Genomic DNA, 25553 nt, shown 5'->3' with positions numbered 1-25553 from the left:
AAGTTATCGGACTGTTCGCGATTGCTCTGGTGATCGGCGCGGTTATCGGCACAATTTTCTCTATGCGCCGAAGAAGCAAGCACCATGTCCTGGAGCTGGCCCCCCACACGAAGGCCCGCCTTGTCGGCCCTAAAGGGGTGTACCGGTGCTACTACGTCGCCACCGAGCGTGAAGGCCTGGTGTTCAGCGCCCCTCTCCAGCGCGACCACTACGTCCCCGTCCAGGTCGGCGAGCCGTACATGGCCCAAGTCCCCACGACAGACGGCGTCCTCACCTTCCGCACCGAGGTCGTCTCCCGCGACCCAGTGACCCACCAGTTCACGGTGGCCCATCCCTCCGCCGTGCGCCGGGTGGAACGCCGTGCCGAACTCCGCGAGACCGTCTTTGACGGCATCGAGGCCCAGATCAACGACGAACCTGCCGTCCTGTGCGACCTCTCCGCCAACGGGGCCAAACTCGTCACCCAGTGCGACATCACCGCCGGTGAATCGGTGCGGCTTGTCCTGCCGGACGGCCGGGGCGTCTGCGACGGCTGGGCTCTGGAGTCTATTCCTGGCGCATGGGGCTCGGCGGTCGGGCGGATCGTCCGTGTCCGGTTCAGCGAGCCGCTCGGCGGCTTGCGGACCATGGCCCGCTCCTAGTCCCAGACACAAAGAGACCCCCGCACGAGGCGGGGGCTCTTGGGTTGGATGGGACAAGCCTGGGATACTTGCCCTGACGCGGTGGGAGGAGGATCGCGCGTCACCCATTCCAACGCGCGGCGGGCCCTCGGGTATCCGTGGTCCTAATCCCTGGGTAGGACCAGGATAGACCATCAGTCCAACCGGCGTCGCCATACGGGCTTGCCTGCCACCCACAGGGCCTGGCAGGTCCCGCCGTCCCGGACATCCCGGTCGAAGACGGCGAAGTCGGCCCGGCACCCTTCGTCCAGCCGTCCCTGCCCTGTGTCCCCGTTCGCGTCGGACGCCCCAGCAGTGTAAAGGGACAGGGCTTCGTCCCACGTCAAGTCCTCCCTCGGGTCGAATCCTTCGGGCCGGTCGACCGCGGCCCGGACGCCGACAAGCGGGTCGCCCGCCACGACAGGCCGGTCGGAGCTGAGCGACAGGCTGATACCCGCGTCGAGAACGCTGCGCGTCCGATTGAGGAGCGGGGAGACGTGGTCGGCCAACTGCTTGCGATAGGCCACGCCGTTCTGGACGAGAAACTCGGGTTGCATCGCCACATGGGCGCCGAGCTTGGCCAAGCGGTCGATTTGGGCGTCGCTGAGGATCATGGCGTGCTCGATCCGGTGGCGGGTGGGGTCTTGGGTCTGGCTGAACGCGTCGGCCACGTGGTCGGTGGCCCGGTCGCCAATGGAGTGGACCGCGATCCGCCAGCCGGCCTCGTCGGCGACGCGTACCATCTCGTGGAGACGCTCAGGCGAGTAAATGAGCTGACCGCTGCCGCCGGTCTTGAACTCGCCGTGGATCGCCGCAGTGCCCGAGGCGATCGCCCCGTCGGAGAAGATCTTCGCCCCCTCCACCCGGCACCGGGCGGGGTCCATCGCCGCGAGGTGCTCGCGCAAGCGCTCCTGGGGCATGGCGCGACGGCCGAACAGGTCACGCCACTGGACGAAGAGCCGTAGCCGGACGGCGCAGCCCCGTTCGCTGGCCAGGCGATAGGCGGTCAGTTCGGTCTCAAGGTCGACGTACCCGGTCATCATGTCCGTCGCCGTGCCGACGCCCATGCTGGCCATGGACTCGCCGGCGGCGAGGATGGCGGCGACCATTTGCTCCAGGTCGGGGGCCGGGCTGGACGCCATCACGTGGTCGAGGGCGTGCTCCAGCAGGACGCCGTCGGGTCGGCCGTCGGGGCCGCGACGGTAGACCCCGCCGCTGGGGTCTGGCGTGTCGGGCCCGACTCCGGCAGCGGCCAGCGCGGCCGAGTTCGCCACACCGGCGTGACCGTTGAAGTGGCGGAGGACGACCGGCCTCTCCTTGGTGATCGCGTCGAGTTGGGCGGCGGTCAGGTGCCGCCCGTCGGCAAAACGGTTCTGGTCGTACTGGACGGCGAGCAGCCAACCGTCCGGCTGGTCGCGGTGTCTCTGGGCGACCCGGTCCAGCACCTCCTCATGGGAGGTCGTGCCGCGCAAGTCCAGGCTGTGCAGGTGCAGGCCGGCGGGAAGGACATGGCAATGGCAGTCGACGAACGCGGGGCCGACATAGGCGCCGGGAAGCGGTTCGGGCCGACCGCCGCCGGGAGTGACGAAGATCCCGTCGCGGACGGCCAAGACGGCCCTTCCGTCGTTGAGTGTGTAGTCAGTTTGCATCCAGTACCTCGCGGGTCACCCGCTCCGCGCTTTCCAACGCGCCTTCGTAAAAGCCGATCCAGTCGGAGGTGCCTTCCCCGGCCAGGTGGGCCCGGCCGACCGGTTCACGCAACCACCGGCGGAGGCGCGACGACCCGGGGGTCAGGCACGTGTAACCGCCGCGGGCGTGGTCGTCTCCGACCCAATCGTGCAGCCAGCCCTCGACGAAGGCAGCCGCCGCCCCGGGGAACACCTCGCCGACCCACCGGAGGACGTGTTGGACAGGGTCGTCGGCCCGGCGCACCGCGTCGGCCCCGTCGCCGCAGATGTAGGTGCACAGGAGAGGCAAGTCGCCTCGGCCCCCGTCCCACACCTGCTGGAACGGCAGGTCGGCCAACGTGCGCGGCGACCCTTCCCAAAACCGGTGCTCAAACCGCAGGGCGACCTTGACGGTCCGGGCCCCTGTGACGGCGGCCCAGGCCTCCTGCTGGGGCACCGGTTCCGGGCCGAAATCGATGTCCCGTAGGACGGAAGGCGGCAAGGTGATGACGGCACGGTCGGCCACGACGACCTCGTTGTCCGACCAAAGGGCGACACAGTCTTCTCCCTGCTCGACCGAACGGAGACGCCAGCCGAACGAGACGGGTTGGTCCAGGCTAGCCGCCATGCGTTCGCAGAGCCCTTCCGCACCCTCGGGAAACCGGAACGCGCTCATCACCCCTTCCTCCCGGTCGAGGTAGTGCCGGTAGCCCTCCAACCAGCCCAGCAAGCCGACGCGCCCGGTGTCTTCCCCTTCGTCGCTCCGAAAGACGCCCTCGGCCAGCCAGCGGCCGCGTCGGCTGGCACAGTGCTGGTCGAGCCAGGCGCCAAGAGACTTTTGGTCGACGTGGGCCCACGCCTGGTCGTCGGCGGGTTCGGCGGGCATCCGCCGGCACAGGGCGACGGCCGCCTCCTCGACGGCGTCGAGATCAGTCGCCGCGTCGGACCACGGGGCGTCCTCCGGTGCCGCCTCGCCTTGGTACACGACCCGCCCCGGCCACTGGTCGCAGGGCTCCGGCTCCTGGCCAAACTCCGCCAGCAACCCGGCGACCCGATGGTGGTCGGCGTCGATCCATTCGCCACCGGCCTCATAGAACCCACCGCCGACGCGCACCGTGCTGGCCCGCCCCCCGACACGACCCCGAGCCTCCAGCACGACGACTTCGTGGCCAGTCGACTCCAGCAACATGGCGGCGCGGAGCCCCGCGAACCCGGCCCCGACCACGGCGACCCTCACGGCTTCTTCCTCCGGGAAGCGGCGTCCCAGCCCAGGCAGAGCACGAGCGGCACGCCAAGCGCCCAACGCGCCCAGACGGGACCGTCCTGGCCCAAAGTCAGCAACAGAAGGGTCATGGCGACGAAGGCGACGGTCATGGGCAGGGCCTTGGCCCCTTCCTTGACCAGGCGATAAACCCACAGGAGCAGAAACAGTCCGGCCACCGCCGCCATCGCGTTGAAGGGGTTAAGGACCATCCTGCTCCGGGGCGAGAAATGGGGACATCTCGGCCAACGAGGATATTCTGACGAGTCGGTATGCCCCCGGACGAGTCCCGGAGACGACCACCCCGACCCGCCGCCCGGAGGCGAACGAGAGGACTTCTTCTGCCGTCTCCGGTGGGCAGACGGCGAACTCAAAGCCGTCGTGCCGCCGCCAGGTCGGCTCGACCATCGCCCACGGTCCGGCGACCCGGACGCCGAGGTGTCTGACGATGCCGTCGTCACGGGCCCCCTCCAGGGCGCGCAACGCCCCCTCCACCTGACCTCCCCAAAGGGGCGTGCGGACCGGCAAAGTGACCAGAAGGCCCGTCGGCGTCCCGGCCAAGGCCATCACCCGCAACAGGTCGGCCGACACCAAGTCGGCGGCGTGGCTCGCGTTGGCGGCCGTCTCATAGGCAAAGCCCAAGTCGACAAGGCGCACGATGTCTCGGCCGCGGCAGGCATGGGCGACCACCGGCCCGTTCAGGGCGACGACGCTTCCCTTCGGCAACGCGTCAAGCAGGACGGCGGCATCCTCCAGCCGGTCGCACACGGGGGCGAACCAGACGGGCGGCGCGACCCAGTTCGTCCGCCCGAGGACGGCCGTCAACGCCCGACCCACCGGTCGAGCAAGACGAACCCGAAGAAGCCCATGGACACAAAACCGTTGAGCGTGAAGAAGGCCATGTTGACCCGGCTGAGGTCGGTGGGCTTCACCAGCGACTGCTCGTAACCCAGGAGCGCCGCGGCAAACGCGACGCCGGCCCACAAGGGCCAAGACGCACCGGCCAGGGACGCAGCCCACGCCAGCAGACCGACCGCCAGCACATGGCAGGTCCGGCTGACCGCGAGGGCCCGCCGACGGCCCAGCGTCTGGGGCAACGAACGGAGGCCAGCGTCGCGGTCGAAGTCGTCGTCCTGAAGGGCGTAAATGATATCGAAGCCCGCCGTCCAAAACAGGACGGCCAGGGTGAGGACGAACGGAGCGAGAGCCAACGACCCCGTCGTGGCGATCCATGCCGCCGAAGGCGCGATCCCCAGCGACAGGCCCAAGACAAAGTGGCACAACGGGGTGAACCGCTTGGTCACCGAATAGAAAAGGGTGACCCCAAGGGCGACCGGTGACAGCAGGAGCGCCAGCGGGTTGAGCATCGCGGCAGACAGGAAGAAAACCGCGCACGACCCGTAGAAGAAGAGGCTCGACTGACGCAGTGTCAGAAGCCCCGCCGGGATCGCCCTCGACTTGGTGCGGGCGTTCTGGGCGTCAACGTCCCGGTCGACGATGCGGTTGTAGGCCATCGCCGCCGAACGGCAACTGACCATCGCGACGACGATCCACAGGAAGACGCGCCAGCCCGGCCAACCGCCCGTCCCGGAGGCGACCGAACCCCAGACCATGCCGGTCAGGGCGAAGGGCAGCGCGAACACGGAGTGTTCGAACTTGATCATCTCCAGGTAGACCTGGAGGGCCTTCCATCCGCGGGCGGCGACGGCCATTCGCCAGATTGTACAAGCCTGTCAGGCTAGAGTCCAGGTCAAAAACCAGGCAACATGCCCATATAGGGAACGTTTCAAGGCTTGACATCATCTTAACTGGTGACGGCTTCGGACACAGAAGCCGAGACCAGTCGCCGGAATCGCTAGGCGGCTGGCATGCCAAGCCCCGCTCCGCGGGGCGCAAGCAAGAGAGCAACGAGCGGATGCCGGCTGAGGTCTGTCCTCTCCACTCAGCCGGAATTTTTTCGCCTCAAAGCCTCAATGACGGAGTCCGGCGAGAGCCTTCTGGACGGTCTCGTCGACCGTGCCCGCCACGTTCACCGACACGCCACTCGTCAGTGGCTCCCACGTCGCCAGCTGCGACGCCAGCATGTCGGCGGGCATGAAGTGGCCGACCCGGGCGTCGACCCGTCGCTGGATCACCTCACGGCTCCCGACCAGGGCGACCCAGCGCACGTCGCCTACCCCGGCCTCCAGGCGGTCACGGTACACCTGCTTGAGCGCCGAGCAGGCAAGGACGACGTCGGCACGTTCCCTCAGCACCTGGTTAAGGGCGTCGAGCCAAGGCCAGCGGTCCTCGTCGGTCAGGGGGACGTGGCCCGCCATCTTGGCCTTGTTGGCCGCGGAGTGGTAGTCGTCCGCGTCGACAAACGGGCAATCCAATGCGACGGCCAACTTCTTGCCGACGACCGTCTTCCCCGCCCCCGAGACTCCGCAGACGACGACCCTCATTCGTGGGTGACGGCATGGCCGCCGAAGGCGTGGCGCATCTGGGCAAGGAGTTTGTTGCTGTAGTCGCCATGGCCCTGGGAGGCCTGGCGGACCATCAGGGCGGCGGCGACGACCGGGGCGGGCACACCCAGGTCGATCGCCTCGCGCAGCGTCCACCGCCCTTCTCCCGAGTCGGCCACGACGGGGGCGACGTTGTCCAGCTTTTGGTCCTCGGCCAGGGCCTCGGCGGTCAAATCGAGAAGCCACGACCGGACGACGCTACCCACCTGCCAGACCTTGGCCACTTGGGCGAGGTCATAGCCGAACTCCTTCTTGGCCTGGAGGATCGCGAACCCTTCGCCAAGGGCCTGCATGATCCCGTATTCGACGCCGTTGTGCACCATCTTGCTGAAGTGGCCCGACCCCGAGGGACCGACGTGGCCCCAGCCGGTGTCGGGAGCCGGGGCGAGGACTTCGAGCAGGGGTCGGACCTTCTCGACCGCCTCACCGGTTCCCCCGGCCATCATGCAATAGCCGTTCTCAAGCCCCCAGACGCCACCGCTGACGCCGACGTCCACCAGGGGAAGGCCCTTTTCGCCATACACCCAGGCCCGCTTCATCGTGTCGCGGAAGTCGCTGTTACCCCCGTCGACAAGGACGTCACCCGGCGCGGCGAGGTCGGCCAAGTGGTCGAGCACGGCCTGGGTCGGGTCGCCCGCGGGGACCATTGACCAAAGGACGCGGGGCTGAGCCATTGACGCGACAAGTTCGGGCAGAGTCGCGTGGACTTCCGCCACGTCGGCGACGGACTGACGGGCCGCTTCCGAGGGATCTCCCGCGACGACGCGCACGCCGCCACCCGCCCAACGTCGGGCCATGTTCGCTCCCATCTTGCCCAAACCGACTAATCCGACTTGAAGGTCTGCCACGGATATGATTGTTCCACCTTCGCGGCCGACGGTCGTCGGTCGCCGGGTCTTAGGCCAGTACGAATGTTGTCAAGAAGGCCCCGGCCGGAGGAATCTTTCTGATTCTTAAAAATGTACTCCCAAGTGACATGAGAATCGAACACAAGCGGATCGTGCTGAGGGAATGGACGCTTGCCGACCTCGAGGCGTACCGGACGGTCTATGGCGACGCCGAGGTGACGAAGTACCTGGGCGGCGGGCCGGCGGACAACTCCATCGAGGCCACGCGCGAGCGGATCGAAAGGATCGGGGCCCGATCGATGACCGAACCTCACTTTGCCTACCTGGCCGTCCTGGCTCCGGGTATTGCCGACCCGATCGGCACCGGACTCTGCCTGAGGACGAAGCACTCGGCGGGGCACGAGGCCCTGCCTGAGGAGTATGAGATCGGCTGGCACCTTGGTCGGGCGCACTGGGGCCAGGGCTACGGGACCGAGGTCGGCGAGGCGATGCTCCGGCTCGGCTTGGAGTGGCATGAAAGGGTCGTGGCGGTCGCCTTCCCCCAGAACGAAGCTTCGATTCGGATCATGGGGAAGATCGGGATGCGTCACGAAGGCGTGACCGACCGGTTTTTCGACATTCCTGGCCTGGTCTGCTATTCCGCGTCCAGGTGACTTCTCCTGCTGGAATAGAATCTGCTGCACATGGACAAGCAGACCTGGGACGCCGTCGACGCATACTTTGAGAGCACGGTCGTGAAAGCGGATCGGAAGTACGACGCCATCAACGCCGCGACCGAGGCCGGCGGTCTCCCGCCGATCGCCGTCTCGGCATGCCAGGGCAAACAGCTCTACATCTTCGCCAAGCTCGTCGGTGCCCGCAGGATCCTTGAGATCGGGACTCTGGGCGGGTACAGCTCGACATGGATGGCTTCGGCGCTTCCTGAGGACGGCGAGCTCATCACCCTGGAGCACGATCCCCACCACGCCGAGGTCGCCCGGGCCAATCTGGACGCGGCGGGAGTCGGCGACAAGGTCACGATCAAGGTGGGCGCCGCGCTGGACAGCCTGCCTGCCTTGACCGGACCCTTCGACCTTGTGTTCATCGACGCGGACAAACGAAACATCCCGACCTACCTTGAGGCTACTGCCAAGCTCACCCGACCGGGTGGTCTCATCGTCATCGACAATGTCGTGAGAGGCGGTCAAGTGGTCGAGGCAGAGTCTGGTTCACCGGACGTCGAGGGAGTACGTCAAGCTCACCGCGACCTCGCCAGCCGGACCGACCTGGTCGCGACATCGATCCAGACGGTCGGGAAGAAGGGGTACGACGGCTTTACCCTTGTCTGGGTGCCGAACTAAGCTTCGTGGCCCGTGCACCCATTCGGATGCACGGGCCACAGTCATTTGCTTAACGTCAGGCCTTGCGGCGTCGGAGGGCGGCGAGGCCACCCAAGGCGAGCACGGTCATCGTGGCCGGCTCAGGCACCGACTCGGTCTTTACCCAGACGTTGTCAAGACCCCAAGACTCGTCGCCGACGCCTTGCAGGTTGCTGCCGACCCAAGTGAAGGTCATCGAGCTACCCGTGGCGACCCCGGTGAACGAGGGGTTGTTGGCACCGCCAAAGATGTAGAGGGAGTTACCGTAGTAGCCGGCCGGCAGGGTGCCCTGGTCGGTGTCGTCGGCCCCCGTGTACCGCGCATGGCTCCCCCCCAAGTATGGGTCGGGGTAGGACTGCATGTACCCGTTGACATTGGAGAACGTGGTGTCCAACTTGTCCGCCCCGTCGATCTTGAACGTGTACCGGTCTGGTCCGACCCCGCTTTGGTTGCCGTCCCAACTGTCCAGGATGTAGGCGTGGAACCCGACATTGACGACCTCGCCGGCGGTCAGGCCGTTCAGGGTGAGGGTGACGGTGTCGTTGCTGAACCGGCCCAAGATGGTCGTGCCGTTGAACGACGAGGTCGTCGTGTTCGACCATTCGGCTCCCACGGCTGACTCAAAGTCGTTGAAATAGTTGACGGCTAGCGATTGAGAGCACAGGGCCAAGGCGGCCACGGGCAGAATCCATTTCTTCATTTTCTTTCCTCCCCTAGCGGGCTTCGCGGGGCATCCCCCTCCACATGCAATATATCTGCCATTCGCGCCACATGCGCCGGCCGTAACACCTCGTAACGGCAAACACCGCAATGTTACGGGACCATGGGCATGGTCAAAAACAAAGCGGCCCCGCGCTCGGAGGAGCGCGGGGCCGCCTGCCAGGGAGAGCTTACTCCTTGACCTTGACGATGTTGCCGGCTCCGACGGTGCGACCGCCTTCGCGGATGGCGAACTTCGAGCCTTCTTCCATGGCGATCGGAGCGATCAGCTCGACCGACATGACGACGTTCTCACCAGGCATGACCATGGCGACGCCTTCCGGCAGGTTCAGCGTACCGGTGACGTCGGTCGTGCGGAAGTAGAACTGGGGCCGGTAGCCGTTCGTGAACGGCGTGTGGCGACCACCCTCTTCCTTGGAGAGGACGTAGACCTGGGCGTCGAACTTCGTGTGCGGCTTGATCGAACCCGGCTTGCAGATGACCATGCCGCGCTCGATCTGGTTGCGGTCGACGCCGCGGAGCAGCAAGCCGACGTTGTCGCCGGCCTGGCAGCTGTCCAGGAGCTTGCGGAACATCTCGATACCGGTGCAGGTCGTCTTGCGGGCCTCGTGGATGCCGACGATCTCGACCTCGGTGTTGACGTTCAGCGTGCCGCGCTCGACACGGCCGGTGGCGACGGTGCCGCGACCGGTGATCGTGAAGACGTCTTCGACGGCGCAGAGGAACGGCTTGTCCGTGTCGCGCTCGGGCGTCGGGATGTAGGTGTCGACGGCGTTCATCAGGTCGAGGATCGACTTGACGTGCCTGTCCTCGAAATCAACCTTGCCGGCCTCGACCTGGTCCAGGGCCTTGCGGGCCGAACCCTTGATGATCGGGGCGTTGTCGCCATCAAAGCCGTTCTTGGTCAGCAACTCGCGGACTTCCATCTCGACGAGCTCGATGAGCTCTTCGTCGTCGACCTGGTCGACCTTGTTGATGTAGACGACGATGTGCGGCACGCCGACCTGACGGGCAAGCAGGATGTGCTCGCGGGTCTGCTGCATCGGGCCGTCGGTGCCGGCGACCACGAGGATCGCGCCGTCCATCTGGGCGGCGCCCGTGATCATGTTCTTGATGAAGTCGGCGTGGCCAGGGCAGTCGACGTGGGCATAGTGCCGCGAGTCCGTCTCATACTCCTGGTGCGAGATGTTGATCGTGATGCCGCGGGCCTTCTCTTCGGGCGCCGAGTCGATCTCGTCATAACCGCGCTTTTGGGCGAGGCCCTTCTCGGCGAGGACGCCGGTGATGGCCGCGGTGAGGGTCGTCTTGCCGTGGTCGACGTGGCCGATGGTGCCGATGTTGACGTGCGGCTTCGTCCTTTCAAATTTAGCTCTTGCCATTTTTGTTTCCTTTCTCGTCCGGTTTTTACCGCTACAGCAAGCCGCCTTCGCAGAGCCACCTCAGGCATTTCCCGAGGCCGGAGAACGATCGTCGCGCGCATAGATTGGGTTCGCTAGGCCCACGCGCGAGCTTGGAGATGATGCCATGTCGGCGGCAGTCTTGCCAGGGACGGCCTAGGGCCAACCCACCACCTCCCAGGGACTTTTTGGCGGTTCTGGCCGGTCACACCACCGGATTGGGCGTCTCGGCCGCGAAACCCGGTCTTCCGCCTCAGTCGTCGAGGAACCGGTAGCCGACGCCGGTCTCGGTGCGGATGAACGTCGGGTGCCCAGGATCGCGTTCGATCTTGGCGCGGAGGGCCCCCATGTGCACTCGTAAGGTGTGGGTCGAGTCTTCGTACCCTTGTCCCCAGACTTCGGCGAGGATGACCTTGTGGGTCAGCACCTTGCCCGCGTTGCGACAGAGGAGTCCAAGAAGCTTGTACTCGATCGGTGTGAGGCGGACCTCTTCCCCGTTCAAGGTCACGCGGTGCGCCTCAAAGTCCAGCACGAGCCCTTTTCGTTCGTACACCGGCAGCTCGGGCACCTGGCTCCGCCGCACCCGGCGCAAGACGACGCGGACCCGCGCCCAAAGTTCGTTCACCGAGAACGGCTTGGTCATGTAGTCGTCGGCGCCGCCGTCCAATGAAGAGACCTTGTCCCGCTCTTGGCCCCGGGCGGTCAGCACGATCACGGGCACCTGCGTCCACTCGCGGAGAGACTTCAGGACGTCCAGGCCGCTCATATCGGGCAAGCCTAAATCGAGCAACACGAGGTCGGGCTGGGCCTTGGCCACCGCCTTGAGGCCGTCGGCCCCGGTGTCGCACTCATGCCAATCGTGGCTCCCTTCCGGGACACTGGCCTTGAGGAAGCGGCGGATCGGGGCCTCGTCCTCGATCACGACGACAGTCAGTTTGTCAGGCATCAGACTCCTTGGGTACAGGAAACTCTAGACGGAAACAGGCGCCACCAGACGGCCGGTTAGAAGCCGAGACGGTGCCGCTGTGGGCGAGCATCGCGGAGCGGCAGATCGCCAAGCCAAGCCCGGCGCCCTTGCCCGGCGACCCCCAAAAACGGTCGAACAAGCGACTCTGCGCCTCTGCCGGGATGCCCGGCCCGTCGTCCACCACGTTGGCCCAAACCACGCCGTCTCCTGGGCCGATTTCTACCGCGACTTGGGCTGACTTTCCGGCGTGCCGGGCCGCATTTTCCAGCAAATTGACAAAGATTTGCTCCACCAGCGCGCCGTCGCACCGGACCAGTGGCACGTCCGGGTCGACGTCCATATGCACCGGCTTGTCCATCAAGAACTCCGTGCGCATCACGGCGTTGGCGACCAGTTCGTCAAGGGCGTACCAGTCCAGGTCCAGGACGATCTGGCCTTGCATCCGGGTCATGTCGAGCAGGTTGCCGACCAATCGGGCCAGGCGTTGGGAGTCGTTTTGGATCGAGGCGGCCAGTTGCCGGCTCTGGTCTGAGAGCTCCTCTTGCCCGACCAAGGCGCTCGCCGAGCCTTCGATCGTGGCGAGAGGCGTGCGCAGGTCGTGGGAGACCGCGCTGAGGAGGTCGCCCCGGGCCTTTTCCCGTTCCACCATCACCGCGGCCCGGCTCGCTTCCTCGGCGTTCTTCTTGAGTTGGACGGCAAGGGAGTTGATGAGCAGACTGACGGTGATAAAGACGAAAAAGGAGACGCCGTCCTGGACACTGCTGACCTCCAGCGAGTACCGCGGAAGTTCGAACAGGTACTCGACTACGAGCACCGACAGGAGTGAGGAGACAATCCCTGCCGAACGGCTGAACCGGCTGGAGACGTAGGCGATACCTGGCAGATAGAGGATCGAGACGTCAGGGAGTCCGACTCTTCGATAGAAGAACTCGGAGACGAACGACGCGACGGCCGTCCATGCCGCCGCGGCGCCCAGGCCCTTCCAGTCGACGCTCATCGACAAGATTCTACGGCTCTTGAACCACGGCCCACGGGCCTCAAGAGCCGCACCACGAACCTAGCTGTTGCCCGACTTGTCGATGATTTCCTTGGCGATGTTGTTGGGCACTTCCTCGTAGTGACTCGGCGTCACGTTGGGAGTAGCCCGGCCTTGGGTCAGCGACCGGAGCGTGGTGACGTAGCCGAACATCTCGGCCAACGGCACGTGGCTGTTCACGATGGTGACGCCGCCCGGCGCCGAGTCCATGTTCTCGATCCGGCCCCGGCGCGAGTTGAGGTCGCCAACGACGTCGCCGACGTTCTGCTCCGGCGTGGTGATCTCGACGTGCATGATCGGCTCCTTGAGGATCGGCTTGGCCTTCTTCATCGCCTCGCGGAACCCGATGATGCCGGCCTGCTTGAACGCGTTTTCGTTCGAGTCGACCTCGTGGTAGCTGCCGCCCGTCACCGTCACCTTGACGTCGACGACCGGATACCCGGCCATGACGCCGTTGAGCAGGGCTTCCTTGACGCCCTTCTCGATCGGCGGGATGTACTCCTTCGGGACCGAACCGCCGACGACCTTGTTCTCGAACACAAAGCCCTTGCCGGCTTCGAGCGGTTCGATCTCGAGGATGCAGTGGCCGTACTGGCCCGAGCCGCCCGTCTGCTTGATGAACTTTCCTTCCGCCTTCGCTTGGGTGCTGACCGTCTCGCGGTAGGCGACCTGCGGCTTGCCCTGGTTCGCCTGGACGCCAAACTCCCGGTTCAGGCGGTCGACGATGATCTCCAGGTGGAGTTCACCCATGCCGCTGATGATGGTCTGGCCCGACTCGGGGTCGGTCTGGACGCGGAACGTGGGGTCTTCCTCGGCCAACCGCTGCAGACTGGTGCCCAGCTTCTCTTGGTCGGCGCGGCTCTTGGGTTCGATGGCGATCTGGATGACCGGCTCGGGGAACTTGATCGACTCAAGGACGACCGGCTTGTCGTTGTCGCAGATCGTGTATCCGGTGCGGACGTCGCCGAGACCGATGACACCGACGATCTCGCCGGCGTACACCTCGTCAATGTCCTGCCGGTTGTTGGCGTGCATCTCCAGGATGCGCCCGATGCGCTCGTTCCGCGTGCGGATCTCGTTGGTCTGCGGGTCGCGGTAGGTCACCGAAATCGGCGTGCCCTTCTTGAGGACGCCGCTGTATACGCGCATGAAAGTCAGGCGGCCGACATACTTGTCGGTCATGATTTTGAACGCCAGAGAGCTGAACGGCTCCTTGTCGTCGGGCTTCCGGGTCATCGGCGATTCGTCGTCGGGGTCGATCCCGGCCACGGCCTCGACGTCGAGCGGCGACGGGAGGTAGTCGACGACCGCGTCGCAGAGGAACTGGACGCCCTTGTTCTTGAACGAACTGCCGCACAGGACGGGGACGACTTTGCCGGAGATGGTGCCGATCCGAAGGGCTTTCTTGAGGTCTTCCACGGGAATGTCCTCACCCTCCAAGAACCGCTCCATGATCGAGTCGTCGCACTCGCTGATCGCTTCGATCAGCTTTTCGCGCCACTCGTCGGCCAAGGCCTTCATGTCGTCCGGGATCGCCCGGTACTCAAACTTTTTGCCGTCGTCACTGGTGTAGACGGTGGCCTCCATCTTCAGAAGGTCGACGTAACCCTGGAAGTTGCTCTCCGCACCGATCGGAATGCTGATCGGAGCCGCGTTGGCCCCCAACCGGTCGCGCATGCGCTGGACGACGGTGAAAAAGTCGGCCCCGAGCCGGTCCATCTTGTTGATGTAGGCGATGCGCGGGACTTTATATTTGTTGGCCTGGCGCCAGACCGTCTCGGACTGGGGCTGGACACCGCCCACCGCACAGTAGACGGCGCATAGGCCGTCCAGGACACGCAGCGAACGCTCGACTTCGACGGTGAAGTCCACGTGGCCGGGCGTGTCGATGATGTTGATCTTGTGCTCGGGCTTGTCGCCCAAGGTGCCGCGCCAAAATGCCGATGTGGCGGCCGAGGTGATGGTGATGCCGCGCTCCTGCTCCTGCTCCATCCAGTCCATCGTCGCGGCCCCGTCGTGGACCTCGCCGATCTTGTGGGTCTTGCCCGTGTAGTAGAGGATGCGCTCGGTCGTCGTCGTCTTACCCGCGTCGATGTGCGCGGCGATCCCGATGTTGCGGATGAGCTCTAGTGGGTGAGAACGGGGCATATTTGACTCGTCTTTCTTGGAGTTTGCGCGGCACACGGCGCCCACGCAACCGACGTATTATGTCGGTCACTGCTTCTCTGACCTCAGGACGGGCCTACGGGAGGCTGACGCAGGCCGGACCTGACAACCCCGGCGGCTCTATGCTTGGGCTTCACGCCATTCTTGCAACTGTCTCACATAGCCGTCGACGACCGCGTCCATGTCGAAGTTGGCCCGCGCATACGCCCGCGCTTGGTCGCGGAGGCCTGGGTTCGCCTCGATCGCCTGCCGCACCGCACCGGGCCACTGCTCGGGCCTGTCGACCACGAAAACAAACGGTCGCGACGTGTCCAGGTTCTGGCTAGCCTCGGGTGAGACGACGACGCACAGCCCCGCGGCCAACCCCTCGGCGACGACGAGCGCCTGGCCCTCGGCGTGGCTGACAAGGACGAGACACGACCATCTCCCGAGTTCTCGCCGCAGCGTCTCGCGGTCAAACTCAGTCCAGAGCTCGTACGTCCCCTCCTCAAGGGTGTCGTCGCCTCTCGGCCCGACAAAATCGCAGGGGACACCGGCGTCCCACAAGACTCGGGCGAGTTCCCGCTGCCGCTTCCTGCGCTGCACTTTGCCCACACAGACCGCCCGGCCGTCGCCGTCTCTATGGTCACCGAACTCATTGGTTTCCGTACCATTTCGCAAGACCGCGACCGACGCGTCGGGACGCAACGACTTGACCAGCCGCCCTACCCCGTCGTTGAGCACCAGATGATGGCGCGCCCGGGCGAGGTCGGCCTCGGTCTGGGCGTCGCGCTCAATGTCCACCGGTTCATGGCATGTGGCCACCACCTGGCTCCGCTTCCCGACCAGGGGCACCACCCAGCGGAGGGCCCGGGCCTGGTGGACATGGACCACATCGACGGGCCGGAGCCGGACCAGGACGGCACAGCGCAGGGCGGCCAGCCTCCACTTCGAGTTGACGATCTGGACGTCATGTCCCTTGGCACGTAGCCGGACGGCATATTCCCAGATGATATGCTCGACCGCCCCCCATCCTTTTGGCGGGATCGGAAGACTGCCTTGTCCGACCAAAATGATGCGCATCGTCCCTCGGGACAGCACAATACCTAGCCGAAACGGTTGATAGGGCTAGACTCCGCTACCGACGACGACGATGTTTCGGACGACAATCCTCCGCACTGCTTCCCTGCCTCCGGTGAAGGCGGCGGTCAAGAACACCCCCCTCTTCCGCCCTGTCGTCACCCGGTTCATCGCCGGGGACACCGTCGAGGAAGCTATTCAGGTCGCCGAACGATTGGCCGACGAAGGGTTCTTCGTCACCCTCGACCAACTCGGCGAAAACGTCGCCGACGTCGAAGCAGCGACACGGGAGTTGGAGTCCTATGTCCGCCTTGTCGACCAGATCTCCCAATCAAGCCGCCGGTCCCAGATCAACATCTCGATCAAGCTGACCGCCCTGGGGCTCGACCAAGGCGACGATGTCGCCGAGGCGAACTTCCGCCGGCTCCTCGCCGCCGCGCAGGCCAGCGACACCTTTGTCCGGGCCGACATGGAGGCCTCGGAATACACGGAGCGGACCGTACAGATGATCGAGCGGGTCTTCCCCGACTTGGACAACACCGGCACGGTCCTGCAGAGCTACCTCTACAGTTGTGGCTCGCATGTTGACCGGCTTGTCCGCCTCGGCAGCCGGGTCAGGTTGGTCAAAGGGGCTTATTTGGAGCCCGAATCAGTCGCCTACCAAAGTAAAGCCGACGTCGACGCCAACTATCTGGAGTGCGCCAAAAAGCTCTTGCTCCGTGGACGCTACCCCGCCATCGCCACCCACGACGAGGCGGTCATCAACGAACTCCTTGCCTTTGCCGCTGACAACGGTGTCCATCCCGGCCGTTTCGAGTGGCAGATGTTGTATGGCATCCGAAGAGACTTGCAGGCCAAGCTCCGCGACATGGGCCATAACGTCCGGATCTACGTGCCGTTCGGGTCGGCGTGGTACCCCTACTTCACCCGGCGCCTGGCCGAGCGGCCCGCCAACCTCCTGTTTATCCTCCGAAGCTTCGTCAAATGACCGGGCCTGATCCCGGCCACAAGTAGACTACAAGCCATGGACGTGTTTGCCGGTATTCGGGACAGCTATTTTGCCGCCGGTCTCTCGGACGAAGAAGTCGGGGCCGTCGCGTCCCTTGCCGAGCTCGTCCCCTTCACCGACATGGAGACGGTTCTGGAGGACGACGACTCGGCCGAGTCGATGTACGTCCTTCTGTCCGGGCGCGTCGAGGTGACGACGATGACGGGAGAACTGATCGCCCGCCTGAAGACCGGCGAACTGTTCGGCGAGATCGCCCTCTTTGAGGGAGGCCGGCGTTCGGCCCAGGTGATCGGCCGGGGCGAGGGTCACTTGGCCCGCATTAGCGCCAAGTCGCTTAACGCCCTCATGGACAGCCGGCCCGCTATCGGCGTCGTCATCCTGAGGAACCTGGGGCGGACCCTTTGCGACCGGCTGAGGTCCAGCAACATCCAACTGGAGTCTGTCCTCCAAGGACTCGGCTGAAGAAGCGCCGTACAAGAAGAAATCTACGAAAAAGATCGTAATCTACGATACTCTTCGTATATACTCCCTGTATGGACACCAGGGACAAGAGCCACCGGCCCACCAACGCCGAGATGGAAGTCCTCCAGGTCTTGTGGAAGCACGGCCCGTCGACCGTCCGGGAAGTGAACGACGAGATCGCCAAGACGCGCAACGTCGGATACACGACGACCCTCAAGGTCATGCAGATCATGGTCGACAAGGAGAGTCTGAGGCGTGACGAGTCAGGCAAAGCCCACGTCTACTCTCCCGCCGAGTCGACCAAAGTCGCAAAAACGGCGATCCTCGCCGACGTGATCGAACGGGTGTTCGACGGGTCGGCTGCCGACCTCGTCCTGCACGCCCTGGGCGGCCAAAGGGCCACGACCCAAGAACTTGCCGAGATCAAGGCGCTTATCCGTTCGCTGGAGGAGGGGAAATGAACCCCGGATTACTCCACCAGACTGGCTTGACGCTGCTCCACTTTCTGTGGCAGGGGGCGGCAGTCGCCGTCTGTCTGTGGGCCGTGCTGTGCGTCGTGCCGGTGCGCCGGGCGGACGTCCGCTATGCTTTGGCCCTGGGGGCCATGGCCATGCTCTGTCTGCTCCCCGTCGCGACATTTGCCTGGATGCGGGGCGCGGCCGTCCGTCCAAGCGGCATGCTCACGGGGGCAGTGGCGGCGGTCCAGCGAGAAGCACTGGCTTTCACCCGACAACCTGGGACGCTGACAACGACGGCCTCTTTCGACTTGCCCACCACGGCGACCTTCGTTTGGGCGGCAGGTGTCGTCGTGTTGGGGCTCCGGCTAGCCGCTGGGGTGCTCCGTGCCCGCCAAGTCACGCGCCGGCGGACGTGCGAAGTCTCCTTTGATTGGCAAGAACGACTTGCTGTCCTCGCCGAAGAGTTGGGGATCACCCGCCCTGTCCGCATCCTCGCCTCGGAGGCCGTTGAAGCACCAGCCACGGTCGGCGTCTGGAGGGCCGTCGTGCTCGTGCCGTGCAGCTTCCTTTCCAAGATGCCCGAGGACGCGGTCGAGGCCCTGCTCCTCCACGAGCTGGCCCACATCCGCCGTCACGACTACCTTCTCAACATCGTCCAGACGGTCGTCGAGACCGTCCTCTTCTACCATCCCGCCGTCTGGTGGGTGTCGCACGTGGTCCGCGCCGAACGTGAGAACTGCTGCGACGACATCGCCGTTGGAGCCACGGGCGACAGCGCCAGCTACGCCCGGGCCTTGACCATGCTCGAAGAGCGCCGCGTCATGGCGCTCGCCGTCCCAGCCTCAGGAGGCCACCTCATGAAACGCATCCGACGCATCCTCAACATCAACGCCCCGGCCGATCCGGCCCCCGCCGCCCGCCCGGCCGCCCTTGTCGTCACCGTCGCCATGATGGCTTTGGCCGCGACTGTCCTGGCCAACCCCCAGACCCATCGGACGACCACCGACCACGGGCCAGACACCAAGGTCACCAAGGATGTGCCGGGCGACCTTTTCGCCCTCGCCGCCCCGGTCGGCGACATCGGCTCGATCGGCCGGACGGTAAAGGAGTCAGACTACACCGGAAAGCCCGTTCCGGTCGTCAAGGTCGCACTGTCTCCGGACCTTGTCGTCCGCAAACCAGGCACGGTCAAGGGCCAAGCCATTGAGCTGTCATATGTCTCAGGCGATGACGGCAAGTCAGCGATTGTCTTCCTCGATGGACGGCTGGTCAGTCCTGATGGCGACAAGACCCTTGTCGTGACCGCCATACCAAACGATCCGCACGGCGACTCATACTCTCTGTCGCTTCCAGGCGCCCTATTGGAGTCTAAAGAAGAGTTGGACGCAGGGTCGCTCGTGCACTTCGCCGTCGAGCTCTCCTCCGACGGATCGACTCTGATCCTTCGTCCCTCACTCTCACCAAGTCCCACTGGTGGCACCGTCCAATTTGAGGGTGTACCCGACGGCTCCCCCCTGGCACCCCGGGCCACAAGGGCGGCGACCGTGAAGGGAAAGCGGACGGCCCGGGTCGTACCGGGGACTCCGGCTCCCCTTCCCGACGACATTTTCGTGCCCCGGGCCAACTTTGTGCTGGTGCCCGGAGCGGCAACGACCGCCCCGGTTGCCGAAGTCCAAGCCGTCCCCGCAAAGGCACGACCCGCCAAGGCACCCCGGGCGAGGGCCGCCAAAGCAAGCAACACTTCAAGCGCGGTCGCGGCGTCGGCAAGTGTCCCCTACGCGCCGGCACCCGAAGCCCGGTATGTGGCTGTCGCCGGGAGCCCGACGCAGGCCGAAGAAGGCGATCCACGGATCACTCTGATGGCTGACGGAGTCTCCATCAGCCAGGCTGTCCACGACCTTGTCCTCCAATCCGACGTCTCCGTCTTGATCGAACCTGGCGACTACCGACGGGTGACCCTGTTCTCCCGAGGGCTGAAGGCGGAGGAGGCCTTGTCATTCATCGTCAGGGCTGCCAACGGCGTCTTGCGCCGCGACGGCAAGACCTGGATCATCTCGCCGCGCACGCCGAAGGCCGAGAACAAGGCGTCCGGGTCCGCCACCGGCCGGTAGCCCGGCGGGCCAAACAAAGTCCGGCGCCCCGTCTTGCCGACGGGCGCCGGTTCTCGTTATGTCAAGTCCGACCGTGAGACGACTACTTGTCCAGGCTGACCTTGACCCGCTCGCGGATCGCCGCCTGCGCCGCCGAAAGCCGCGCGATGGGCACGCGGAACGGGGAGCAACTCACGTAGTCCAAGCCGATCGAGTGGCAGAAGTAGATCGACTCAGGGTCGCCGCCGTGCTCACCGCAGATGCCGCACTTCAGACCGTCGCGAGTGGCGCGGCCCTCCTGGACGGCCAACTTCATCAACCTGCCCACACCGGTTTGGTCGATGGACTCGAACGGGTTGGTGGTCAGGACCTTGTTCTCGACGTACTTCTGCAGGAACTTCCCTTCGGCGTCGTCCCGCGAGTAGCCGAACGTCATCTGGGTCAGGTCGTTGGTGCCGAAGCTGAAGAACTGGGCGTACTCCGCGATCTCGCCCGCCGTCAGGGCCGCGCGGGGGATCTCGATCATCGTGCCAAAGGTGTACGGGATCTCGATGCCCTCGCGCTTGACGATCTCCTTGGCCTCGGCTTCCAGTTGACCCTGCACCAACCGCAGTTCGTTGATCGTGGAGACCAGCGGGATCATGATCTCGGGGAGCACCTTCTTGCCCGCCTTGATCAACTTCGCGGCGGCCTGGAGGATCGCCCGAGTCTGCATGACGACGAGGCCGGGCAGGATGATCGAGAGCCGGACGCCGCGCAGGCCCATCATGGGGTTCTGCTCGTGCATCGCCTCGACGGCGGCGAGCATGGCTCGACGCTCTTCCAGCTTCATCGTCTGGACGGTCGTCTCCTTAGGCCCGCGTTCGGCGATCTGGGTCTCCAGAATGGCGACCTCCCTGATCAGACCCGCCATGTTGGGCAGGAACTCGTGCAACGGCGGGTCGATCAACCGCACCGTCACGGGCTTGCCTTCCATCGCCTCGAAGATGCCCTCGAAATCGGCCTGCTGGACCTTCTCCAGCCGGTCGAGGCAACTCTGGCGGACGGCCTCGTCCTTGGTCAGGATCATTTCCTGGACGATCGGCAACCGCTCGGTCTCAAAGAACATGTGCTCGGTGCGGCAGAGGCCGATGCCTTCCGCACCGAACTCTAGGGCTTGGTGGCTGTCACGGGGGTTGTCGGCGTTCGCCCGCACCTTGAGGGTCCGGAACTCGTCGCACCAACCCATCAGTTCGCCGAACGCACCGCTGACCTCGGGGGCGATAAGCTTCAACGCGCCCAAGTAGACCTTCCCGGTCGAACCGTCCATCGTGATCGTCTCGCCCTGCTTGACAATGTGGCCGGCGACTTTCATCGTGTGGGCGTGCTCGTCGATCTCCAGCGCCTCGGCGCCCGCGACACACGGGATACCAAAGCCCCGTGCGACGACGGCGGCGTGCGACGTCTTGCCGCCACGGGCGGTCAAGACGCCTTGGCTGGCCATCATGCCGTGGACGTCGTCCGGGTTCGTTTCGTCGCGGACGAGGAGGACCTTGTGGTTAAGGCCACCCTTGCCGAGTTCGGCGGCCTTGTCGGCGTCGAAGACGACTTCGCCCACCGCCGCGCCCGGGGATGCGGCCAGACCCTGGGCCAGCAGGACGGCCGAATCTAGGGCCGACGGGTCGATGCGGGGGTGAAGAAGTTGGTCAAGGTGCGAACCGGTGACGCGCTGCACCGCCGTCTCCTTGTCGATCAGCCCCTCGTGGACCATGTCGACGGCGATGTGCACGGCGGCCGGCCCGGTGCGCTTGCCACTACGACACTGGAGCATGTACAGCTTGCCGTGTTCGATCGTGAACTCGACGTCCTGCATGTCCTTGTAATGGCTCTCCAAGACGTTGACCACGCGGACGAACTCGCTGTAGACCGCGGGGTTCTGCTTCTCCAACTCGCTGATGGGCACCGGTGTGCGGACGCCGGCGACGACGTCCTCGCCCTGGGCGTTCATCAGGTACTCGCCAAAGAGGGCCTTCTCGCCCGTCGACGGGTCGCGGGTGAAGGCGACACCCGTGCCGCAGTCGTCGCCCGCGTTGCCAAAGACCATCGCCTGGACGTTGACGGCGGTGCCGATCTCGTCGGGGATCTTTTCCGTCCGGCGGTAGAAGATGGCGCGGTCGGTGTTCCAGCTCTTGAACACCGCTTCGACGCCGAGGGCCAACTGCTCATAGACGTCGGTCGGGAACGGGCGGCCGGCGTTTTCCTCGACATGTTTCAGGAAGAGTGCGCTGATCTCTTTCAAGTGGTCTGCGCTGAGGTCCAGGTCGTTTTTGGCCCCGACCTTCTCCTTGTAGCTCTGGAAGATCTTATTGTCGAAGTCGTGCTTGCTGAGGCCGAACGCGACGTCGGAGAACATCATGATGAAGCGCCGGTAGCTGTCGTAGACAAACCGCGCGTCGCCTGTCTCCTTGATCATCGCCTCCAGGGTCTCGGGGTTCAGACCCAGGTTCAAGACCGTGTCCATCATGCCGGGCATCGAGAACTTGGCGCCCGAGCGGACGGAGAAGAGGAGCGGCTTGTCGGTGCCGCCAAACTTGCGGCCCGTGTTCGCCTCGACGTCGGCGACCGCCTTGCGCATGTCGTCCATCAGCCCGGTCGGCAGCGCCTTACCCGACGCGTAGTACTCGGTGCAGACCTGGGTCGTGACGGTGAAACCAGGGGGGACGGGAAGGCCGATGTTGGACATTTCGGCGAGGTTGGCTCCCTTGCCGCCCAGAAGGTCGCGCATGGTGGCGTTGCCTTCGCGGAACAAATAGACTCGTTTGTCACTCATGGTGGTACCGGCGTTTCGGCGGCGGGTGTGCGTGGCGTCGGTGGCACGACGCGCGCCGTGAAATCAAACGTGACCGAGTCTATCCGGTCCGCAGACGAGGGTCCGGGCGTCTGTTCCGCAGCGGACGTTCTCGGCGCGAAGTCCGCGGCACGGTCCCACCCGGGCTTCCAGTCCGGGGCCCCGACCGGCCATAATCCGAATCCGCCTCTTGGAGACGCCCATGAAAGCTGACACCCATCCCGTGAACTACCCCGTGCTCTTCATCGACGGTGAGCACGAGTGGCAGGGCGTTTCAACCATCAAGACGAACGAGACGCGGAAGATCGACGGTGTGGAGCACTACGTGGTCCACGTCGATATCAGCGCCTTCTCCCACCCCTTCTACACCGGTCAAAAGCGCATCGTCGACACCGCCGGACGTGTCGAGAAGTTCATGCGCCGCTACGCTGGCCAGCAGAACAAGGGCTGACACCACGTGTTTCTGCCAGAGGTCGTGACAACGGGCCTCGAAATATGGAAGAAATAGGTGTGTCCAAGAGAACTTTAGGCGTCCCTTGACAGTCTAAAGTCCTTAGGGGCCATGCCCGTTGGGAGATTGAACCATGCCCTTGAAGCTGCGGCAGGCGACAGAGGAAGACGAAAACGTCCTTGGACGTCTCGTCCAACTGTATCTGCACGACAGTAGCAAGTACTCCCACCAAACCGTGGACGACAACGGCCTGTTCTCCGGCCTAGACGCCCGGTCACTCGTCGGCGACGGCCCCTGTCGTGCCTACCTGTTCCACCTTGCCGGGCGCTTGGCGGGTTTTGCCGTCGTCAAAGACCTTGGCGACCAACGCCACATGACCGACTTCTTTGTCCTCTGGCCGTTCCGCCGCCTTGGGGTCGGCGAAGAGGTCGCCCGCCTCATCTTCTCCGAGCATCCCGGTGCGTGGAGCGTGCCGTACAACGAGAACAACGAGGTCGCCCGAGCCTTTTGGCGCGCCGTGGTCTACCGCTACAGCCGCAAAGACTTCGCCGAAGTCCGTGACAAGGCCGGTCATTTGGCCCTCCGGTTCGAGTCAGTGCCCCGACCCGACCAAATCGACGTCCCCGGGCCAGCCCCCCGGTTCCGCACCGAGCTTCGAACCGAGTCCCCCTGAGTCAGGTCGGATTCGGCCCGAAAGGTCCGGTCGACGCCTGCTCCGTGCCATACTGTGGGTTCTGGCGCACCTTGCGCCTTGGTGACCAGCCTTGGCCAAACCCACCCCACTCAAGCCCGAAGAAGCCGCCGCGCGCGCGTACGTCGACCGGCTGATCCTGGAGAAGCTGACGGAGCTTCGCGAAGTCGTCAAGCCCAGCGAGGTCGCGGAGAAACTGCAACCCGCCGGTGTCGGCCTCGCCGCCGTCCGTTCCCTGCTTGCCTCGAACCCCGAAAAGTTCGCCTACTCCGAGCGCCGGTGGGTGCCGTCGTCGCGCATCGAAGGCATGGGGAGGCCCTTCAGCGAGATCGTGCTGCTCACCTTGGACCGCTTCGGCGGCCCGATGCCCCTTTCCCTCCTCACCCTGGAACTCACCGGTGCCCACGGTATGTCGCCGGAGGCCCTGGAGACGGCGATCCCTCGCCTCGTCCAGTCCGACGGCCGCTTCCTCCTCACCCGCCGTGAGGAGCTCGCCCTTTCCGCGTGGGTTTTCAAGGCCCACGACGAGCCGGTCGCCCGCGCCCACGCCCTGAACGGTGTCGACGCCGACGACGTCCAAGCCTTGGCCGCCAAGCTCAAGGGGTTTGACTGGCGCGACCCCGACGCGACGATCAAGGCCCTGGAGAAGACTGCGCCGGTCCACGTGAAGACCCTTGGCGCGGTCGCCTGGTCCGTCCTGTCGCCGCAAGACGGCCACAGCGTGCTGCTCTACGACTGGCGGGCGTTCAATGCCGAGCTCCTCAGCATTCCCGGGTTCGTCCTCTCGTCGGACGGCGTCCTGTCGCCCGAGGCCGATGCCAAGAAGTGGATCTCGACCGCCGTCAAGGTCGCGGAAAAGCTGGCCCCGACCGTCGAGATCGAAGACGCCGCGCCGCTTGAGCTCAAGCCAGAGGACACCGAGGCCGCGATCAAGCGGATCCTCGCCGCCGACGGCACCAAGACCGCCACGACGATCTTGGAAAACCAGTTCGAGATCACCCCGACAGTCAAGACCTTCCCCGACGACCTCCGCAACGTGATGGCCGCCCTCAAGAAGGACGAGCGGGTGTGGTGGGTCGGCGGCGACCGGTTCCGGAAGCCCAACGACGCCCCCGACTTCATCTACACCCTGCCCGACGCGTTGCAGTTCGTCAAGAGCGACCAATTGCAGGAGGACGGCGACCCCGTCGACGTCGAACTCACCGACGACGGCCTGAGCAGCAGCCTGCGCAAGCTCATCGTCCACCCGTTGGCGACTGACGTCCAAGACGAAGAGTCCATCCCCGCGCTCAAGCAGTTGCCCGAGCGGTTGCGCCTAGTGCTCAAGCCGATCCACCGTGAGCTCGGCACGTTCCCGATGTCCCAGTTCCCCACCGGCTGGTTCGAAGACGAGCCTGCCATCCAGGAGCTCATCTTTGTCGCCCCCGACGGCCACGAACTCCAAGTGTGGATGAACAACAAGGTCCGCCTGTTGTTCAACCTCTTCGACTGGTGGCTTGACCAACCCATCGAGTCGGGCGCGGTCTTCAACCTGGCCCGGACGCACAAGCCCAACGTCTTTGAGTTCAGCTGGGAGGAGCAGACCGACCCGGTCGTCTATATCTCCAACCAGCGCATGGAAGAGCTCCGCGAGCTCGCCTCCCGCGCCGACGACCTGTCGACGTTCGACCTGTTGCGCGAGGTGATGACCCACTGGCCCAAGGGCGCGGACTTCCTCACCGTCCTCTGGGAGATCAACGTCGTCCGACGCACCAGCCGCCGGCTCCTCGCCTCCTTGCTGAGCAGCTACCTCTGCTTCTACCAGCGCTCCGGCTCGCCGGTCTGGCACTACGACCACAAAAAGGTGGAGCAAGGGTTCGACAAGACCAAAAAGAAATTCATTAAGAAAGACTGACCAAGAGGGCCCTGCCGCGATGGCCGGAT

General features: G+C 65.1%; 24 protein-coding genes. 10 read left to right on the top strand and 14 right to left on the bottom strand.

Annotated features, from left to right (window positions below; all coding sequences use genetic code 11):
• The first annotated feature begins 62 nt into the window (after positions 1-62).
• Positions 63-641, top strand: coding sequence for a flagellar brake domain-containing protein (locus KF857_10400; GenBank protein MBX3112407.1), 579 nt, complete (start codon positions 63-65; stop codon positions 639-641).
• Positions 642-814: 173 nt separating this feature from the next.
• Here KF857_10400 and KF857_10395 read toward each other — a convergent pair whose 3' ends face one another.
• From KF857_10395 to gnd, 7 genes are all read right to left on the bottom strand, one after another.
• Positions 815-2308, bottom strand: coding sequence for an amidohydrolase (locus tag KF857_10395; GenBank protein MBX3112406.1), 1494 nt, complete (start codon positions 2306-2308; stop codon positions 815-817).
• Positions 2298-3563, bottom strand: a complete 1266-nt coding sequence (locus KF857_10390) for an FAD-dependent oxidoreductase (GenBank protein ID MBX3112405.1) — start codon at positions 3561-3563, stop codon at positions 2298-2300. Before KF857_10390 ends, KF857_10395 begins: the two co-directional genes overlap by 11 nt.
• On the bottom strand, positions 3560-3799 hold the full coding sequence (locus tag KF857_10385; GenBank protein MBX3112404.1) for a hypothetical protein: 240 nt from the start codon (positions 3797-3799) through the stop codon (positions 3560-3562). Before KF857_10385 ends, KF857_10390 begins: the two co-directional genes overlap by 4 nt.
• A complete protein-coding gene (locus KF857_10380; GenBank protein ID MBX3112403.1) occupies positions 3789-4412 on the bottom strand; it encodes a hypothetical protein in 624 nt (207 codons plus the stop codon). Before KF857_10380 ends, KF857_10385 begins: the two co-directional genes overlap by 11 nt.
• Positions 4409-5299 (bottom strand): putative 4-hydroxybenzoate polyprenyltransferase, encoded by an 891-nt coding sequence (gene ubiA / locus KF857_10375; GenBank protein MBX3112402.1) that lies wholly within the window; start codon positions 5297-5299, stop codon positions 4409-4411. Before ubiA ends, KF857_10380 begins: the two co-directional genes overlap by 4 nt.
• 258 nt (positions 5300-5557) lie before the next feature.
• A complete protein-coding gene (locus KF857_10370; protein ID MBX3112401.1) occupies positions 5558-6031 on the bottom strand; it encodes a gluconokinase in 474 nt (157 codons plus the stop codon).
• Positions 6028-6939 (bottom strand): decarboxylating 6-phosphogluconate dehydrogenase, encoded by a 912-nt coding sequence (gene gnd, locus KF857_10365; GenBank protein MBX3112400.1) that lies wholly within the window; start codon positions 6937-6939, stop codon positions 6028-6030. The genes KF857_10370 and gnd overlap by 4 nt, the downstream gene beginning before the upstream one ends.
• A gap of 128 nt (positions 6940-7067) precedes the next feature.
• Between gnd and KF857_10360 the strand changes: the two genes are divergently transcribed.
• On the top strand, positions 7068-7592 hold the full coding sequence (locus KF857_10360; GenBank protein MBX3112399.1) for a GNAT family N-acetyltransferase: 525 nt from the start codon (positions 7068-7070) through the stop codon (positions 7590-7592).
• 30 nt (positions 7593-7622) lie between these two features.
• Complete coding sequence (locus KF857_10355; protein MBX3112398.1) at positions 7623-8279, top strand: O-methyltransferase; 657 nt, start codon at positions 7623-7625, stop codon at positions 8277-8279.
• Between the two features lie 55 nt (positions 8280-8334).
• Here KF857_10355 and KF857_10350 read toward each other — a convergent pair whose 3' ends face one another.
• The 6 genes from KF857_10350 to KF857_10325 form a co-directional block, all read right to left on the bottom strand.
• On the bottom strand, positions 8335-8997 hold the full coding sequence (locus KF857_10350) for a PEP-CTERM sorting domain-containing protein (GenBank protein ID MBX3112397.1): 663 nt from the start codon (positions 8995-8997) through the stop codon (positions 8335-8337).
• Positions 8998-9187: 190 nt separating this feature from the next.
• Complete coding sequence (gene tuf / locus KF857_10345) at positions 9188-10396, bottom strand: elongation factor Tu (protein ID MBX3112396.1); 1209 nt, start codon at positions 10394-10396, stop codon at positions 9188-9190.
• A 271-nt stretch (positions 10397-10667) separates the two neighbouring features.
• Entirely contained in the window at positions 10668-11360 is a 693-nt protein-coding gene (locus KF857_10340; GenBank protein MBX3112395.1) for a winged helix-turn-helix domain-containing protein, read from the bottom strand.
• Entirely contained in the window at positions 11353-12378 is a 1026-nt protein-coding gene (locus KF857_10335; protein MBX3112394.1) for a PAS domain-containing sensor histidine kinase, read from the bottom strand. Before KF857_10335 ends, KF857_10340 begins: the two co-directional genes overlap by 8 nt.
• Before the next feature lie 60 nt (positions 12379-12438).
• Positions 12439-14565, bottom strand: a complete 2127-nt coding sequence (gene fusA / locus KF857_10330; protein MBX3112393.1) for an elongation factor G — start codon at positions 14563-14565, stop codon at positions 12439-12441.
• A gap of 138 nt (positions 14566-14703) precedes the next feature.
• The gene (locus tag KF857_10325) at positions 14704-15645 is read right to left on the bottom strand and encodes a glycosyltransferase family 4 protein (protein ID MBX3112392.1); all 942 of its coding nucleotides are present in this window, start codon (positions 15643-15645) and stop codon (positions 14704-14706) included.
• A 70-nt stretch (positions 15646-15715) separates the two neighbouring features.
• Between KF857_10325 and KF857_10320 the strand changes: the two genes are divergently transcribed.
• From KF857_10320 to KF857_10305, 4 genes are all read left to right on the top strand, one after another.
• A complete protein-coding gene (locus KF857_10320; protein MBX3112391.1) occupies positions 15716-16630 on the top strand; it encodes a proline dehydrogenase family protein in 915 nt (304 codons plus the stop codon).
• 36 nt (positions 16631-16666) lie between these two features.
• The gene (locus KF857_10315) at positions 16667-17113 is read left to right on the top strand and encodes a cyclic nucleotide-binding domain-containing protein (protein MBX3112390.1); all 447 of its coding nucleotides are present in this window, start codon (positions 16667-16669) and stop codon (positions 17111-17113) included.
• 71 nt (positions 17114-17184) lie between these two features.
• Positions 17185-17574 carry a BlaI/MecI/CopY family transcriptional regulator gene (locus tag KF857_10310; GenBank protein ID MBX3112389.1) on the top strand — a complete coding sequence of 130 codons (390 nt, stop codon included), beginning with the start codon at positions 17185-17187 and terminating at the stop codon, positions 17572-17574.
• Entirely contained in the window at positions 17571-19682 is a 2112-nt protein-coding gene (locus KF857_10305; protein MBX3112388.1) for a M56 family metallopeptidase, read from the top strand. Before KF857_10310 ends, KF857_10305 begins: the two co-directional genes overlap by 4 nt.
• Before the next feature lie 82 nt (positions 19683-19764).
• Here KF857_10305 and ppdK read toward each other — a convergent pair whose 3' ends face one another.
• On the bottom strand, positions 19765-22470 hold the full coding sequence (gene ppdK / locus KF857_10300) for a pyruvate, phosphate dikinase (protein MBX3112387.1): 2706 nt from the start codon (positions 22468-22470) through the stop codon (positions 19765-19767).
• Positions 22471-22690: 220 nt separating this feature from the next.
• On the opposite strand from ppdK, the gene rpmE reads away from it, so the two are divergent.
• From rpmE to KF857_10285, 3 genes are all read left to right on the top strand, one after another.
• Positions 22691-22939: a 50S ribosomal protein L31 gene (gene rpmE, locus KF857_10295; GenBank protein ID MBX3112386.1), complete on the top strand. Its 249-nt coding sequence runs from the start codon at positions 22691-22693 to the stop codon at positions 22937-22939.
• A gap of 133 nt (positions 22940-23072) precedes the next feature.
• Positions 23073-23612: a hypothetical protein gene (locus KF857_10290; GenBank protein ID MBX3112385.1), complete on the top strand. Its 540-nt coding sequence runs from the start codon at positions 23073-23075 to the stop codon at positions 23610-23612.
• A gap of 91 nt (positions 23613-23703) precedes the next feature.
• On the top strand, positions 23704-25524 hold the full coding sequence (locus KF857_10285) for a hypothetical protein (GenBank protein MBX3112384.1): 1821 nt from the start codon (positions 23704-23706) through the stop codon (positions 25522-25524).
• Positions 25525-25553: the final 29 nt, after the last annotated feature.

The organism is Fimbriimonadaceae bacterium (assembly GCA_019638795.1).
Lineage (GTDB): Bacteria > Armatimonadota > Fimbriimonadia > Fimbriimonadales > Fimbriimonadaceae > JAHBTB01.
This window is presented reverse-complemented; position numbering and strand designations above follow the sequence as displayed.

Coding starts and splice junctions, on each gene's coding strand:
- KF857_10315 (MBX3112390.1), top strand. CDS start 16,667: ATGGACGTGTTTGCCGGTATTCGGGACAGCTATTTTGCCGCCGGTCTC.
- ubiA (MBX3112402.1), bottom strand. CDS start 5,299: ATGGCCGTCGCCGCCCGCGGATGGAAGGCCCTCCAGGTCTACCTGGAG.
- KF857_10340 (MBX3112395.1), bottom strand. CDS start 11,360: ATGCCTGACAAACTGACTGTCGTCGTGATCGAGGACGAGGCCCCGATC.
- KF857_10400 (MBX3112407.1), top strand. CDS start 63: ATGCGCCGAAGAAGCAAGCACCATGTCCTGGAGCTGGCCCCCCACACG.
- KF857_10325 (MBX3112392.1), bottom strand. CDS start 15,645: ATGCGCATCATTTTGGTCGGACAAGGCAGTCTTCCGATCCCGCCAAAA.
- KF857_10355 (MBX3112398.1), top strand. CDS start 7,623: ATGGACAAGCAGACCTGGGACGCCGTCGACGCATACTTTGAGAGCACG.
- fusA (MBX3112393.1), bottom strand. CDS start 14,565: ATGCCCCGTTCTCACCCACTAGAGCTCATCCGCAACATCGGGATCGCC.
- KF857_10360 (MBX3112399.1), top strand. CDS start 7,068: ATGAGAATCGAACACAAGCGGATCGTGCTGAGGGAATGGACGCTTGCC.
- KF857_10350 (MBX3112397.1), bottom strand. CDS start 8,997: ATGAAGAAATGGATTCTGCCCGTGGCCGCCTTGGCCCTGTGCTCTCAA.
- KF857_10320 (MBX3112391.1), top strand. CDS start 15,716: ATGTTTCGGACGACAATCCTCCGCACTGCTTCCCTGCCTCCGGTGAAG.
- KF857_10290 (MBX3112385.1), top strand. CDS start 23,073: ATGCCCTTGAAGCTGCGGCAGGCGACAGAGGAAGACGAAAACGTCCTT.
- rpmE (MBX3112386.1), top strand. CDS start 22,691: ATGAAAGCTGACACCCATCCCGTGAACTACCCCGTGCTCTTCATCGAC.
- ppdK (MBX3112387.1), bottom strand. CDS start 22,470: ATGAGTGACAAACGAGTCTATTTGTTCCGCGAAGGCAACGCCACCATG.
- KF857_10305 (MBX3112388.1), top strand. CDS start 17,571: ATGAACCCCGGATTACTCCACCAGACTGGCTTGACGCTGCTCCACTTT.
- KF857_10310 (MBX3112389.1), top strand. CDS start 17,185: ATGGACACCAGGGACAAGAGCCACCGGCCCACCAACGCCGAGATGGAA.
- KF857_10335 (MBX3112394.1), bottom strand. CDS start 12,378: ATGAGCGTCGACTGGAAGGGCCTGGGCGCCGCGGCGGCATGGACGGCC.
- tuf (MBX3112396.1), bottom strand. CDS start 10,396: ATGGCAAGAGCTAAATTTGAAAGGACGAAGCCGCACGTCAACATCGGC.
- KF857_10395 (MBX3112406.1), bottom strand. CDS start 2,308: ATGCAAACTGACTACACACTCAACGACGGAAGGGCCGTCTTGGCCGTC.
- KF857_10385 (MBX3112404.1), bottom strand. CDS start 3,799: ATGGTCCTTAACCCCTTCAACGCGATGGCGGCGGTGGCCGGACTGTTT.
- KF857_10370 (MBX3112401.1), bottom strand. CDS start 6,031: ATGAGGGTCGTCGTCTGCGGAGTCTCGGGGGCGGGGAAGACGGTCGTC.